This is a genomic window from Turicimonas sp. TL08, assembly GCF_054660695.1.
In genome coordinates, this window is the sequence record NZ_BAAGDP010000008.1 from 88,826 (window position 1) to 104,777 (window position 15,952).

General features: G+C 44.7%; 11 protein-coding genes. 8 read left to right on the forward strand and 3 right to left on the reverse strand.

Translation table 11 applies throughout. From position 1 onward, the window contains the following. Positions 1–42: 42 nt before the first annotated feature. Positions 43–660: a response regulator transcription factor gene (locus ACYQ4O_RS05770; protein ID WP_460175023.1), complete on the forward strand. Its 618-nt coding sequence runs from the start codon at positions 43–45 to the stop codon at positions 658–660. Between the two features lie 35 nt (positions 661–695). Here the strand turns inward: ACYQ4O_RS05770 and ACYQ4O_RS05775 are convergent, their stop codons facing one another. Continuing rightward, positions 696–2,555, reverse strand: coding sequence for a sensor histidine kinase (locus ACYQ4O_RS05775; RefSeq protein ID WP_460175024.1), 1,860 nt, complete (start codon positions 2,553–2,555; stop codon positions 696–698). A gap of 242 nt (positions 2,556–2,797) precedes the next feature. Between ACYQ4O_RS05775 and ACYQ4O_RS05780 the strand changes: the two genes are divergently transcribed. The 7 genes from ACYQ4O_RS05780 (at position 2,798) to ACYQ4O_RS05810 (ending at position 13,908) form a co-directional block, all read left to right on the forward strand. Then, entirely contained in the window at positions 2,798–3,817 is a 1,020-nt protein-coding gene (locus ACYQ4O_RS05780; protein WP_302943955.1) for an amidohydrolase family protein, read from the forward strand. Positions 3,818–3,893: 76 nt separating this feature from the next. After that, positions 3,894–5,288, forward strand: coding sequence for an FAD-dependent oxidoreductase (locus ACYQ4O_RS05785; protein WP_460175025.1), 1,395 nt, complete (start codon positions 3,894–3,896; stop codon positions 5,286–5,288). 207 nt (positions 5,289–5,495) lie between these two features. Further along, entirely contained in the window at positions 5,496–6,650 is a 1,155-nt protein-coding gene (locus ACYQ4O_RS05790; protein WP_460175026.1) for a porin, read from the forward strand. A gap of 1,412 nt (positions 6,651–8,062) precedes the next feature. Next, complete coding sequence (locus tag ACYQ4O_RS05795) at positions 8,063–8,296, forward strand: hypothetical protein (protein WP_460175027.1); 234 nt, start codon at positions 8,063–8,065, stop codon at positions 8,294–8,296. Between the two features lie 212 nt (positions 8,297–8,508). Further along, the gene (locus ACYQ4O_RS05800; protein ID WP_460175028.1) at positions 8,509–12,951 is read left to right on the forward strand and encodes an autotransporter family protein; all 4,443 of its coding nucleotides are present in this window, start codon (positions 8,509–8,511) and stop codon (positions 12,949–12,951) included. 200 nt (positions 12,952–13,151) lie between these two features. Then, positions 13,152–13,421 (forward strand): autotransporter outer membrane beta-barrel domain-containing protein, encoded by a 270-nt coding sequence (locus ACYQ4O_RS05805; RefSeq protein ID WP_460175029.1) that lies wholly within the window; start codon positions 13,152–13,154, stop codon positions 13,419–13,421. A gap of 217 nt (positions 13,422–13,638) precedes the next feature. Further along, positions 13,639–13,908, forward strand: coding sequence for an AbrB/MazE/SpoVT family DNA-binding domain-containing protein (locus ACYQ4O_RS05810; protein ID WP_460175030.1), 270 nt, complete (start codon positions 13,639–13,641; stop codon positions 13,906–13,908). A 296-nt stretch (positions 13,909–14,204) separates the two neighbouring features. Here the strand turns inward: ACYQ4O_RS05810 and nrfD are convergent, their stop codons facing one another. Together nrfD and ACYQ4O_RS05820 are read right to left on the reverse strand one after the other, a co-directional pair. Then, a complete protein-coding gene (gene nrfD / locus ACYQ4O_RS05815) occupies positions 14,205–15,152 on the reverse strand; it encodes an NrfD/PsrC family molybdoenzyme membrane anchor subunit (RefSeq protein WP_460175031.1) in 948 nt (315 codons plus the stop codon). Continuing rightward, the gene (locus ACYQ4O_RS05820; RefSeq protein ID WP_460175032.1) at positions 15,153–15,944 is read right to left on the reverse strand and encodes a 4Fe-4S dicluster domain-containing protein; all 792 of its coding nucleotides are present in this window, start codon (positions 15,942–15,944) and stop codon (positions 15,153–15,155) included. Positions 15,945–15,952 lie beyond the last annotated feature (8 nt).

Below are 15,952 nucleotides of genomic sequence, written 5' to 3' on the forward strand. Positions count from 1 at the left end.
TATTTAACACGTCTTAGATCCAACACCTCAGGAGTAACCGCCATGACTCAGCCGGATGTTCACGAAATTATGGTTGTCCGAATTGTTGATGACGATGAAGAGCTTCTGACTTCTTTCCGATTCTTGCTCGAAGGAGAAGGCTGGTTCGTACGCACATACAACAGTGCGGAAAGTTTTCTAGAGAAGGACAACTTTAATGTTCCAGGCTGCGCCATTGTTGATATCCGAATGAACGGCATGAACGGATTGGAGCTGCAAGATACGTTAAATGCCCGAGGAATCAAACTTCCTTTGATTTTTCTGAGCGGCCATGGAACCGTCGAAAACGTAGTAGACACGCTCCAAAGCGGTGCCGTCACATTTTTATCAAAACCGGCATCTTTAGACAAACTTCGAGAAGCAATCAGCAAAGCAATGGAGTGTGCTTCTGAAATTAATGAGCAAAAAAGCGATATTCGCAATTGGCACAGCCTTACAGGAAAAGAAAAAGAAGTAGCCAAGCTCGTCAGCCAAGGACTTCTCAACAAGCAAATTGCCGGAGAATTAGGAATTGCTGAGCGAACCGTTCAAACTCACCGCACCATGGTGTACCGCAAGCTCGATGCTAAAAACAATATTGAGGTCTACAAGATTCTCAATCGGCTGAATCTCATCGAATAACTGAAGATTAACTTTCTAAGCTTTCATCCAAAAAGTCAACCTTTCTCTTGTGATTTCTCTACCGACCTGCCGAGTTGGATCACAATGGATAAGCCGCACGGTTCACCGGCTTCTATTCTGACTGAGCCTCTATGTCTTTCGGCTATAGCGCGGATAATGGATAAGCCGAGGCCAAGCCCATCTTTTTTTGATGTCTGAAGCGGATGCCGTAAGTTCTCAATCTGCTCTTGAGTCAATCCGTGACCATTATCAGTGAAGGTCACTTTGACTACACCTTCAGAATTCTTTTCTGCTGAAATTTTTATCTCGGGATTCGACTGAGACTCCATCGCCTGAAGCGAATTTTTTAGGATATTTAAAAAGCAAATAGAAAGCTCGAACTCATCTCCGTCGATTTTTAAATCCGGAGAAATCGTTTTGATCAATTTAACCTTGGGATGCTTTAGCTGAAAGTCTCCTACCACCTTATTTAACAGAGCCGATACGTTAGTCGGCACTCGCTTCAACGGCCTATTCTTCGAAAAGCTCTGTACATGTTCAATGATATCTATCGCCTTCAAGACGCTGCCTTCAATCTTCTGCATCACAAAAATCAGCGTTTCCTGTGGAATCGGCGCAGATCCATGTTTTTGACGCGATAAAAGACTCTGCGCATAGTTCTCAATAGCGGTTAAAGGCTGTTTCAGTTCGTGAGCCACCATTGAAGACATAATTGAAACGATGCTTGCTCGTTCCCAAGCTTCAACTTTGCGTTCCATTGCCCACTGTTTTTTTAGACTTTCTTTGACTAAGGATGTCTGTTTTTCAACCTCACGGACGACTAACCTGTCATGAACAAAGAGCGCAAGCAATAACAAGAGGACGATTAAAGCCGGGTAACGAGCTTTCCAAATTACATCTGTCCAACTCTCCGGCTCGAAATAGTCAATAAGATCATCATGAGATCTTTTCAAAAGTGCGTAGACGTCTCTTAAGGACGCCGGATCCGTCCATTCTCCAAAGGTACTCAAAGAACGATCGTTCTTCAAGGTTGCGATCACTTTCCGATTTAATTCTTTAGGAACGCCAGAGGCTGCCATAAGACTCCACGCCGGATACAGTTCCGATGTAGATGAGCATTGAGTTTCGGAGAATGTTCTTGGCTCTAAAGGCCTAAGGAGCGCACGTAATTTCTCAGGAAGTCTTTCGTAATGGCATCCCTGCAGAATGGCTGCGGAAAGCTCTCCTTTAGTCAGAGCCTGAATCATCTCTATATCGTTATCGAACGATTGAATTCTCTTGAAGAAGTCTTGCGGTGAATATCCGAGAGCGGTAACCTCACCTACCGCGGTCTTCCATCCGGCCATACTAGAGGAAGAGAGACGTCCGATTCTTTTACCCGCCAACATGTCAAGCTTCCGGATATCACTATCTTTATTAACCACAATCAAACTACCCGACAGCTTTCCTGCATCGCTGCTGACATTATTCTTGAAAGAAAGCAGATGGTCATACTGCAGATACCGTTCAAGAACCGACGCCATATCACTATTAGTAAAGACAAAATCCGGCGGATTGCGTTTAATGGCTTTCTCGAGCTCAGAACGGCTAAAGCTGAGAACCTCCCAAGGACGCGTACCTAATGCACTAACCAAGCGATTAACAGATTCCGGAATATAAAACTGTGAGTTGCCGGCTTCAGCCTTCTCTAAGTAAATCTCAACCGGCAGTTCTTCTTGTTTCTTTCCTCCTTCGAGTCCTCTTGACGCCGCTTCCGATGCATAAGCAAATTGCACTATACAAACAGAAAAAACAAAGCAGACGGCAACTCCCAAAAGAGGAATCTTTTTAGAAAGCCAAAGCAACGCAGCTTTCTTTTTACTCAGACTGCCGACAACATTGTCAAGAAATTTCAAACAACGGTTCATACGGGATGGATAAGGACAAAAGCCAAGTGTATGAGCCTCTTATAGAGCCAAATCCTTTGAAACGGAAGCTCTTTTAGTAAAAACCCTCTGACGTATTTACGCTGCCTAAGCTCACGATGTGCAGTTTCAGGCTCCTTTTTAAACTTTCTCTCAAGTTTTGAGAAACGCTTCTTGGATTCAGCAAAAAGAAAACGCTCTCTCGCATTCAGCAATATTCTTAGGAGACTCAAATGAAACGTCGTACATTCTTTGCATCAACAGTTGCCGCAGCTTTCGGAACCGCTTCCGCTCTTGCCCAAACACCAACACCAAAGTTCCAATTTCCTGAAAACGTTGACGAAAACGCCATTAATCCTCCTCCGGGACAGGTTCCTTATCGTTCCAACATTCCGGTTTTCGATTTCCGCATTCGTCCTCCTTACAAAGGCTATATGAACCTCGGCATCATCAAGGCCTGGAGAAACATCCCGACCGGGCCTCGCCAGATGAGACCAACAGGCTTTGAAAGACGTCATGTCGAAAGCATTGCGAAAGCTGACGTCAACCTGATGGTTAAAGAAATGGAAGAAGCCAACGTTATCGGCGGTGTTTTGATGGGACGCGAGACTCTCAATCCAGTGTACGGCGGCGTACCTAACGAAGATTTGCATGAACTGTGCGAGAAATTCCCCGGCAAATTCGTTGCTTTCGCCGGTATTTGCCCGCACGATCCGAAAGCTCTTGAAAAAATGGAATATGCCATTAAGACATTAGGCATGAAAGGCGTCTCCTTAGATCCGGGCTGGTGCGATCCGGCTATTCAAGCTTACGACAAGAAGATTTATCCAATCGTTGATTTAGCTGCTCAGCTGAACGTTCCGGTTGCTTATGCGATGAGTGCTTACACCGGACCAGATTTGACCTATACGGATCCTTCCAAGATGATGCCTCTGATGCAGCAATACAAGAACGTTAATTTCGTTTTATGTCACGGCGCATGGCCTCATGTTCAGGAAGTACTTGGGTTGGCGGCCGTATGTCCGAATCTCTATATCGTTCCGGATGCTTATTTCTATGTCCGCAACATGCCATTTGCCGAGGAATTCGTAAAAGCAGCTAACTCTTATATGAAGTACCGCATGCTCTTCGGTACAGGCTATCCAATCCGCGGATTCGAACAATGCGTTGAAAACTGGAGCAACCGCGGTTTGACTCCGGAATCTTTACGACTCAGCTTGTTTGAAAACGCCAAGTATCTGCTCAATCTCTAATTTTCGCTGAACTCCTTGGGGGCCGGAGCGAGACCTACCGCTCCGGCCGCAACCCTACACTTACAGAGAATTCATCATGACAAACTTAAAGAAATTAACAGTTTCCGTTCTCTTGGCAACAGTTCCTCTCTTCGGAGCCTCTGCAGCTGATATTGAAAAAATAAACACAGACGTCGTGGTGGTTGGTGGCGGCGGTACGGGGCTTTCAGCTGCTGCTTCTGCCCATCAGCACGGTGCCAAAGTTATCCTTCTTGAAAAATTAGCCTTTGTCGGCGGGAGCTCTGCTTTATCCGGCGGAGCGTTGGCCGCCGGAGAGTCAAATCCTCAAAAAAGAGCCGAGACAAAAGATGTCTCCAACGAAGGATTTGCCAAAATCTGGCTTACCGATCAAGACCGTTCATTTCCCGGCGGGGATGAATCAATGCCTAATATTGATCGCATAAATAAACTGACAAAAGAATTCAACACCACCGTCAATTGGATGGAAAAGGATATTGGTCATAAATTCGCAGTTCCTCGTCCTTTCGGCTACGGAGGTCCGAATTACGCCCATGCCCCGGCAGAAGCTCCGATCCCCGCCTCAGGCCGCGGTTCCTCTCATGCCGGCGGAAGATTTGTCGTTAAGGCATTTAAGAATTATTTAGACCGGGAAGGCGTGCCAATCATGACCGGCACTAGAGCTCAAGAACTTATTACTGACGATAAGGGAAATGTTATCGGTCTCAAGGCTCTTAAAGGCAAACAACCGATCGAAATTCGTGCGAAAGCCGTGGTTCTTGGGACCGGCGGTTTTGCCAGAAACAAGGACCTCTTAGAAAAGTTTGTTCCTTCTTATGCACCTTACACCAACGTTTCTAACGCCACACCCGGTGCGACCGGCGACGGCATTCTTATGGCTCAAAAGATTGGGGCTGCCGGCTTCAAAGACGGCTGGGTCATGGGAATTAGTCCCGTTTCCACAAAACGTGAGTTAAATGACACATTAAAGACTAAAAACGTCTTCAAAGATGATGTTTTCGTCAATCAGGACGGCAAACGTTTCGTAAAGGAAGATTTACCGTACATTGTTGATCCTATTGCTGCTCAGAAAGCTGCTTGGGCTATTCTAGACAGTAAAGATCCAGCCAAAAATGAACTTCTTTCTAAATTCAATGACCCGGCAATAGTAGTTCATGCAGATACATGGGAAGACTTGGCAAAAGCAATGGGAGTTCCTCCGCAATCTCTTAAGGCAACCATGGAACAGTACAACCAGGCTTGCACGAATAAAAAAGACTCTCTCTTAAACAAAGAGCCGGAATTCTTGGTTCCCGTTGACAAGGCTCCTTACTACGCCGTTCGTGTTATTCCGTCGACAATGGGCACTATCGGCGGCCTTCAAACCAACGACAAGTTCCAAGTTTTAAGAGCTGACGGCTCGGTTATCAAAGGACTCTACGCCGGCGGCGAAACCGCGAACCGTCCTTTCTAGCGCAGAGTGTACACATCCGGGACAGGACTAGGCCTAGCCTACACCTCAGGCCGTATCGCAGGTGAAAATGCAGCCAAAGAAAAATAAGCACTTCCTATAGTCCAATCAAAACCCGTCCTAAAGTTCACTCATTGAATCTGAGGCGGGTTTTCTTTTATTCAAAGTTTTTCCAGATCCTCTAAACACTGCTTTATCAAAGGATGAACCATGTCCTCCAAAATTTATATCCTTATCTCGGCTTTATTACCGATGTTGCTTTCCTCGGCCAATGCTCAAGATAAAAGTCAAATCACACTGTTTGGAGTGGTCGACGACGGCTTGGTCCATACATATCAAAAAAAGAGCCTCAACGGTAAAAAGACGGTGCAAAACAGAACTGAGCTGCGTTCCGGAATTTATCGCGGCGCCCGATGGGGTGTAAGAGGTGTTGAGGACTTAGGAAACGGTTACTCCGTTGGATTTGTCTTGGACGCCGGATTTAAGGATGATAACGGACAACAAACGATGGGACGCCTATTCGGACGCGAATCCAGTTTGAATGTCAAAGGACCTTTCGGTGAACTTTACTTCGGACGCATTGGAGCCATTACTAGCGGCGCCGGTCCAATGGCAATAGCCGCGTGGTATTCGCCGTTCGGCACATCCTGCGGCCAATTTGCCGTGACTTCCTACAACTACATGTTCAATTTCCAGCGTGTAGACAACTCAGTGTCATACCGTTCTCCTGCGTTTCAAAATACCAGACTTCTTTTACAGTATTCACGCGATGTTGACGGACTGGAAGACCTCGATCCCAACACAGCAGGAATCCAGCATGGCGAAGAAGGTAAAAGTTCCACCGGCCAATACTATGCAATTGGATTCCAATACAAAAATAAAAAGGTTGATTTCAACCTCGGGACAGACCATCTGACATATTCGAAAAATGCAGCCGGTGTAAAACCTAAAGGAGCTTACACGGTAACTTTCGGCGGATCCGTTAAGTACTCCAAATTAAAAATTTACTCCGGAGCGCAAGTTTTTTGGCATGCAAACAGCAAATGGATAACCACCTACAACCTTCTTTGGAATCAACAAGCGTACTTGAACGGTTATGCTGTTTTGGGAGGCATTGAATATGTCATCGGGGGCGGCCAAGCCATGGCCGCCGTTGGATATAGCAAAACCCGTTCAGCGACACTTGATCAAGGACGGCGCGGTCATATGACAGGAACTTCTCTCGGATATGCTTATCCTCTCAGCAAAAGAACTAATCTTTACTTCCTATTCAACGCCAATTATGCAAGACAAAGTTCCGGAAGCTCTCCGGCAATTAAGACAACTACCTTTGAAGAAGCAATCGGTCTGACACATTTCTTCTAGAACCAAGATTAGAGAGAATCTAGTCGGGAAGGTTCGGTCTACACAACATCAGAGTCTCCACAGATTACGGGGAGGCTCTATTTTTTTGACTGTTATAAGAAGAAAGCAGCCTTGGTACCCCTCCAATAAGCAGCGAAAGACTCATAAAAATTGAGCCTGAAACCGTAAGATTTCAAGCTCCGACCAACATAGAAAAGCTGAGATAAATTAAAAATTATTTGGCCTAATTACTACAAATACAACAACCTGTTCAAAGTGCAGCCATCCCTTTTATTGAGCGTCCCTACCTACTTATACGATGTTCGTTTCTGCCTCAGATGTAATTTTTTCTTCCCTTGAAAACTTGTTTCTCATGAGGGCTTCAGCATTTGCAATTAGTTCCTATGGATTCAAACTGCCTCGTCTTTCCAGATCTCCAAGAAGCAGAAACTAATTGGCTTTCTAGCCCTCCAACCTAAAAACCACTAACGGACGGTTTTTAACAACTTAGTGGGTCATAAAATCTGTCGGTTATGGGAGCTTCAGAGTTGCCGCTTGACAGTGCTCCACCTAATCGATAATGAGTTAGTAAACGTGTAGTAAGCAGCCGACAAACCGATTGGTCAATCCTTTGCCGTGCAGAAAATAATTTCGTAGTTAAATCCTTCTCTGCGAAGAATGGAAATGCGAACTCAGAAGCCGCACGAAAATATCTAGCCATGGCCTTTTGGCAATAGCTGAAATAAGAACAAATGAAACTATTTGGAAGTATCTGCGAGCTGTTGAAGTCAGATCGAGACAGATTCAGTCGTAAAAATCTTTTTGCGATAAAAATTAATCCGAAATTTTTTCGGACTCCACTACCCCAACAGGGGGGGTAAGTAGATAATTTTGATGAAATTTTTTTCATACCGTCGTATCCCTCGTTTCGAGAAGTCTATTACAACTCTCTCTATATGTGCTTCTTTTCCATCTCGGTTTTTCCCTTACCCATCCAAACAAAATTCTTAGAAACTAAACAAAGAATATGCAATAACCCATTGATAATTAAAATTTTTATGCATCTAGGCCTTGTCTATCATTAATCTATGAACAACACCTGTTGCAAAAAATACACAAATAAGAAAAATTACCGGAAAGTACCAGAAAAATCTTTGGAGTTCTTTCTCTTCTTAAAGGCCTCTCCATTGACAACAGACCAAAACCTTGGCTCTTTCCTTCTTGCATCGCCCTATCGAAAGCCAGAGAGGAAAGGAGCCCATAAAAACACAGAACTAAGCACCAAATGAATAATTAGCGCATCTTTAAGAAATCCAAAAAGCAGAGGTAAAGCCATTTGATGATAAACTTTACTCTGAGATAAAATGAAAAAATAATTAAAAGATATACAGAGAAAAGCTGAAACCACGTGATAAAAGGAACCTATATCACCCATGAAGAAGCTTTCTGTTTGTTTATCTTATTCACAGAGAACCGCATCTCTTCTCCATCGGCTTGACAACAGTGCACAACGCCTGATGCCGATGCATCTCTTGACATCCAAAGCCGTGGAACGTTGCAGGAAGACCAGCAAAAGACTCTTCTTTTATGCATTCCTGTCTAAAGGAAATGAAGGGCTGGCTTCTCCAGGTTGCCGCGTCGATTTTCAAGGTAATTCTTTGATTTAGAAGTTGACTCCAAACAAGAATTTTTCAACCAGTTTTTTGTGATTTTTCTCCATTTCTTTCGATCTCCAGAAAGTTCAACCGCTCTTAATAAGAACTCGGGACGGGGGAAGGAACAGCGCCGAAAACTAAACAATTTTTCATGCAATAAGAAGACGCAGAGCTTCATTTGAAAACATAACAAAAGAATAGAAAAGCTGAGGCACGAGGAAAAAATGAAAACATCACAGACTTTCTCAGCCCAAAGAAAACTAAGTTTGATCACCCTAGCTTGCAGCGCCTGTTTAGGGGGGGGGTATATAGCTGCAGAACCTCTCACACAAGACTACACTTCCAATCAGAGTATAACTGCTCAATCTGAAAGTTCATCAATCGGAACAGAATATTTATTCGGATTTGGGCCGGCAAATTCAACTTGTGCTCAACTATCGGAATCCTCTCTAGAGGTTTCTTCACTTACCGCCCTTCTCAACTCGCCAAGCGGGAATATTATTGGTGATGGCACTCCGGTCAAGGTCAATGCACAGACTCCGAACATTACCTCCTCTACTAAAGTCGTTGGTGCGAAGGAGTGGACCACCCAAGATCCTCCTACTTCTAACTTCACGATAGATTCCTCTCAAGTGGATGTTTCGGAAGTGACACTGGATGAAGTCATTGGAGGCTTCCACACAAGAGTGTTGCCAGCTAATGAAAAAGAAGTTCTTCTTGTTTTAGGTACAGCTGATACGACAGTAAACAACACAGAGGCGGACTATATTGTTGGAGGAAGTAAAGCTTCCAACGCTAACCTAGTTGCTTTTAACTCAGGCACGCTTAAAACTACCATCCAAGAAGGAACCCTCGTTAAGAAAGCGTTTATAGGCGGAAATTACATTAAGGCCACAGGGCATCCTGGAGGTGGTCCCGCTTCCTCATCATCTACCTCTGATTCCATCACAAACATTATCGACTCAGGTAGTTTTAACGGAAAGTTTATTGGAGGAAGCTACGCCGAAAACTACGGTAATAATGACAAGCCTCTAACCGTTGCCGACAACAAAATTTCTACCGAAATTTCGAACGGTGATTTTACTAATGTGGAAACAATTTATGGAGGAAGTGTTGCTGACGGAAAAGATACATCTGCTTCTGCCGGATTTGTCGAATTGGTTCTTACCGGAGGCAACTTAAATTTCTACGATGCAAAAGGAGACTCTGTCCGCAAGTCCATATATGCCGGTAGCGCGGCTTTAAACGGGGGCAACGCACAGGCAGAACAAACAAAGCTAGTAATCGATGGAAGTTCGAAGAACTTTGTTGGTAACAAAAACGCTAACGACGCTTCAGCCGTTAACGGAAACCAAATGGTCTATTTGAATGCATTTGGAGGAGGACTGAATTCTACCGTTGCAGTAAGTTCTTCAGTTTTAATTAGAGACGTGTTTGCTGGCTTTATAGATACACAAAACGAGATGAAAAAATCTCAGTTCTACGCTGGCTCACACATTAAGTCCCAAGGTAACTACCGCGATGGAGATACTCGAATTGAAGTCCACGACTCTATTCTTCAAGCAGACGTTTTGGGAGCCGGCTTTATTTATGAAACTGACAACACTCAATTCGAATCAGGAAATGCTGTTTCCATCGTAAAAAATTCGGCTCTTAATGGATGGACTTCCAAGACCAATAGATACAGCGGACGCATTTTCGGAGCCGGAAGAATGGAAGCTACCACCAATTCGACCATGCTAGTAGCTTCGTCAAATGTTTTAGTCAACAATGTTGCTGGAAAAGATATTGAGAATCTGGATGGTTCAGTTACTCACAACCCCGCGCCTCAAGTATTTGGGGCAATGCAATCCTTTAGAAATAGGAACTCTCTTTCCTATGTCGGAGTTACTAATGTTCGTATTGAAGGAGAAAATACCTCTCTTGCGGAAGCTTTTGGAGGAGGAATTATCGGCGGGACTGTAAAACGTGACCAGAACAGCACGCTAGCTGTAGGAAACAGCTTTATAGAAGTGGATGGAGGGAATATAGAAGGTTTTCTAGTTGGAGGAAATAACTCTAACTGGTTCGGAAGCAGTGTCGTAGGCAAACTAGATGAATCAGGAGCCTTTGAACTAAATGGACATCATTTCTCGGAAGGAAGTTCCACGGCTGTTTTAAAAAACGGGGGAAATGCAAAAAGCCTTCTCGTTATTGGCGGTAGTCTGACAGATTATGGCTACTACACTGCTGAACAAGGGAAACGAGAGTCTTACGTTCTTGGCACATCTAGTGCCGTTATTTCCGGAGGTGAGGCTTATGTTGCAGTAGGCGGCGGATATTCTACTTTCTATATGGAAAAGCCAATCGCTGGAGAAGTTAACGATGATGCACCTGTCAGCAATGTTAAAGGAGAAACTCGAGTTGTCATCTCCGGAGGCAAGATCTCTGAAGCTGTCATTGGCGGTGGCTTTGCGGAGACTTCCAAAGCAGAAATGGCATCGAAAGCTTTGGTCGATGGAGATTCCTACGTCTTGGTCACAGGAGGTTCGATTAAGGATGTAATCGGAGGCGGACTCGCTTCCGGCCCGACTGCTGTAGCTGACGTTTCTGGAGACAGCAACATCGTTATTGCAGGCGGTTCCATCTCAGGGAATATTTATGCCGGGGGCGTAGTTCTGGACGGAACAGAAGCCGCTTCTGCAAAAGTTCAAGGCAACGCAAAAGTAACTTTTCTTTCGGATATCGGATTCAAGGGCCATATCGATGGAAGCAATGTAGAAAAAAATTCGACCCTTGCTTTTGGTGATGAAGAAAATAGATTTAATGGCAAATTTGCCGGATCATTCTCTGAATTTAATGAGCTGAGTGTCTCTGCTGGCTCTAAAGTAGAACTCGATGAGCTAAACATCAAGGACGCAGGAAAACAAGGTGTGTTAAAACTGACGGGCAAGGGAGAAATTTACTCAGAAAGCCTAAGTCTTACTGATGGTTCACGCCTAGAAGTTCTTAAAGGAACTCTTGTTGCTTCTTCAGCAGAATTAAGAGGTGGCATGCTTTATCTCGATCCTAATTGGGACGAGGCACCGAGCCTTGTAGCGATTGAAAATCCTTCAGAAATTAATTCTAAGATTGTGGTAGGACAGAACTCTGCTTTAACTCTCGGAAGCCAGGATCCTCAGATGGCGCTAACAGCTATTGAACGCGGAGGTCATTCTTTAAGTTCCAACGATATTAAAGCTGCCGCTTACATTGCGAAACCCGTGACCGTGACTAATTCTCTGCTAATTGATGGAACTGCAGAAAATAACGCTGCAACTATCCAACCGGAAAATGGAGTGGTAGTAAAGAAAAACAGCGCATTAATTATCGACGGTTCTAATGACAAGCCGATGGTCAACGGACAAAAGGCTATGACATTTAAAACAGAAGCCGGTTCCACGGTTCTTGTTAATAATGCGCAAACTGGCAAGAATATTCACTTAGCTGCTGGCTTTGATGGCATGTCTATTGACGAAGGAACTGTCATCAAGGCATCCAATCGAGTTATTGATCTCAAGAAGATTTCCTTAGATGAGAACGGAGAGTTTGTTGTTGCCACCGAAGCAAACTTGAACCCAATCTCGAATGTTTTAATTCCAAACACAGTTCTTGCAGTAGCTGAAGGCAAAAAAGGACTTGGTGCTGAGCGTGTTAATGGGATTCTAAATTCACTGAACAATCTTAGCGATCAGGAAGCCGAAAAAGCACTTAACTCAATTGCCTTAATGGGAGTTGGTTCAGGAGCTCAGACTGCTGCTCTGACAACTTCGGATTTTATTCAAGATTCTCTGAATCTCCATGGCTCAACCCTCGCCGCTTATTCGCACCAACCTTCCGGAGCTGATCTCTGGATAGATGTAAACGGGATGTTCAGCAAAGCAAACCGTTACAAGGCAGGAACTGAAACCTTTGGATATAAGAGCGACTTAGGCGGCGTGACCTTAGGAGGCGACTATTCATTTGAAAACGGTTATACCCTAGGCCTGGCAGGAAGTTTTGGCAAAGGCTCTGTCAGAGGTCAGGGTGCGGCCTCCGGAATAAAGAACGATATTTCCTATTATGGTCTCAATCTCTACGGTGTCGTGCCAGCCCAATACGCAAACTTTGTTGGTACTCTTGGCTTTCTTCAAACCAAAAATGAAATCAAACAGAACGGGTACAAAGGAAAACCGGACGTCACCTCATTCAGTTTAAGTCTTCTTGCAGAAAAACCTCTGGCGTTAAATGAAGCGGTGACGCTCACACCTCATGTGGGCGTACGTTACACCCATTTGAAACTCAACAGTTTCAATGCAGGAGGAATGACTTACAAGGCGGATAACGTCAATCTTGTTTCTGTTCCCATTGGTGCAGCATTAAATGCGAACTTAAGTACACAAGGAGGCGTCAAGGTAAAACCCTTCATGGACGTTACTGTTGCTCCAACTTTCGGGGATAGAAAAGTTAAAAACAAGGTCGGTCTGCAAGAAACCGGTACTCTCGATTCTTTTGATGTCCGAATTGCTAGTAACGCAATGTTCCGCGGAAAACTTGGAATCGAAGCCTCGAAGGGCAAGCATGCCTTAGGAGTCAACTACGGAGTTGGAGCAGGAAACATGGGACGCGTAGATCAAACAGTCCAAGTTAAATATCGTTTCCAGTTCTGATTTTTCATAAACCTCTAAACGAAGCTTGATCCCAGGATCTATCGTTGCAGTAGATGAGACTCAAAAGAGCCTTGTCTACTGCAGATTTCTTACTAAGGCTCCTATCCGTTTTATTGATATTTTGATTGAGCTACCACGATAGAAATTTTGCACCCATTTTTATAGAGATCCCTTCCAATTTCTGAGAATGATATAAGCTATTGTGCATTCAGCGATTTACTCCTTATATCGATGTCCAAATTTTGCCGACATTTGGAAGCCAAAAGGCAACGAACAAGTTTGCCGTAAAAGGAGGTTCCGTCACGGATGCTTTCGATTCCAAAGTTGCCAACAATGCTATGTACTCAGCTAAGTTAGGAGCTGAAGTGGCCCGAGGAAATCATAGTTTTGGACTGAACTATGAATTAGGCTCGGGCGATTATGGCAGAGTAGATCAAGTCCTTCAGGCAAAATACAGATATAGCTTTTAGACAATAAGCATCCGAGAATAACAGGAGTGCAGCTGTTTAGTGCCCCTGTTATTGAATGCCTTCCAGCTCGAATCTTCTTGACAAAGATACAAAAAATCACCTTCCCCCTCCTGTTTTTCCAGCAAACAGAGAGTGTCCCTCTTCGCTGCTTTTCTTAAAATGACCATAGTTCTTAACTTGAGTTATCCTTTTGGATAACCTATTAAGGAAATTAGTCATGCGAACAACAACGACAGTGAGAAAATCCGGGGGATCTGCAATTACGACCCTTCCTCCTTTCATAAGTAATTTTTTGAAAGTAGAAATTGGAGACGAACTTTCCTGGGAAATTAGGGCTGGTGAGGTCATCCTTACAGCATCAAAGACAAGAAGAAAGAGAACAAAGTTGAATGACTTGTTAGACAAATTTGAAGCAACCCAAAACACACAAAGCCTGGAAGACGAACAATGGCTTAACTCCGCTCCTCAGGGAAGAGAACTAGTGTGAAAATTTCTGCTGAGAAGATCTTCGTACGATCCTCCTCTTTGTGAACAAACAAGACCCCTACCGCTACTACCAAAGCCGTAGCTTGTTATCGGAGAAGGTTCCGATCGGTTCCTGCTGACAACGGCCTTACTGCACCGTTCATTTTGCAGGCTAATCGAGGGCATCGTGTACTTAATGCATTTACAGTTCCCAAAACATCGACATTTTGGAGCCAAAAATCAAACTCTCCGCCTGTTTTTCCAGCAAACGGAGAGTTTTTCTTTATTTTCAGAACCTTTAAGTTCTGGTTTTTGCCTCTATACCAATGTATTCATCTGTCCTGCGTAAAGAATAAACAAACGCAGGCACATCATTCCGCCGATAGCGCAAAGACCGGCAAAATAGAATGACATCTTGGATTCCGGTTTTGATCCGGCCACAATGGAAGCCAGTAAGGGCACTCCAAAGCCGACACACACTGCACCGACCCAGAATACAACAGCCCAGACTCCCTCAGTAAAGGCGCTGAAAGCCAACTTGGCAGATTCATTGCCGCTAAGAAGAGCAATCGCAATCATGAACAAGCAGAAAGCTTCTGTTGCCATGACTGGCCACTCCGCCTGATGCATTGCGTGCATGTCAGGATCAGTCTCTTTGGCTCCGAAGAACCATGCCGCCAAAATCTTCGTCGCAGCCATCCCGGCGGAAATACCGGAGGCAACGAACAAGGCGGGCAGCACGGCTGTATTGATAAGAGGAAAGCGAATAAGTGCGGAAATCAGGAAACCTGTATAGGCGCAGATCGCAAGGGCTAAAACCATAACAATAGCGTTAATCCAAGTTTTCCAAGCTTCCAGCTTTTCGCACACTGGCTTGATCCAGCCCAACAGCGGCCAGGTGCTGAATGTATCTGCAAAGCACATAACAAACAACACCGCAACCAGAGGTATGTAGAAGAGCAGGAGCATGACGCCGATACTCATAACGCTTGTAGGGTTGTAATAGACCAAAATTCTCCAGAAGTACAGAGGATTTGTCAGGTCAAGGACCAAACAAAGCATTCCTAAAAGAATGGTAGCCAAACCAATGATGCTGGCTGACTTCAGGATCGGAGTGACGTCGCTCTTATGCTTAAAGAAGTTAAGCATCAAAGCAACTGCCACGGCTCCCCCGGAAATGCCTGCTAGGAACAGATAAACCGCGATTGGCCAAGGCCAAGCAATCCCCTCGGATAAACCGGTCGTAAAAGTAATAGTACCGTCCATTTAGATGCTCTCCTTTGTAACGGGGATGTATCTCACGCTTGGGTTTGTTCCGAGATGAGGTTTCACACGGACAGTGTCCTTGACGTTAAGGAGCTTGCTGACATAAGAATTCGGATCATTAACGTCACCGAATGCCAGAGCGCCGTAACGGCATTTAGAAACACAGGCCGGATCTTCACCGTTAGCCAATTTAGTTTGAAGACAGAAGTCACAGTTCTCAGCGACTTTCGTCGTCGGGTTAATGAAGCGGACGTTGTAGGGGCAAGCCGCAATACAGTATTTGCAGCCCACACATCTGTCCGGATCCATCGTGACGATATTCGTGACTTCATCCCTATGTGCCGCCTGTGTCGGACAAACACGCACGCAAGGTGCATCCAGACACTGCTGGCAAGAAACGCGGACGTAAACGCGTTCACAATCACACGGCTCAATCTTTCCGCAATACGGACAGGCCGTTCCGGGAACTCTCGTATTTTGTCTTTCAAGAACCATACGATGAACACCCGGAGGCAGTTTATTAACTTCGCTACACGCTTCTACACATTCACCGCACCCAACGCACTTGTTCTGGTTGAACACCAAAACATAATGAGGATTGGAAGCTGCGGTTTTTTGTGCAGAGCCGGCTGCAGGTTGTCCCTTCGTCTTATCAGCCTCAGCAGCCTTTTGAGATTTATCTCCGGACTGCTGAGGTGTTTCTGATTTTGGAGAACAACCGGCAAGCGTGAGAACGAACAGAGAACCGGCGCCAGCGCCTCTCAAAATTGTTCTTCTGTTTAAAGTACTCACAATGTATC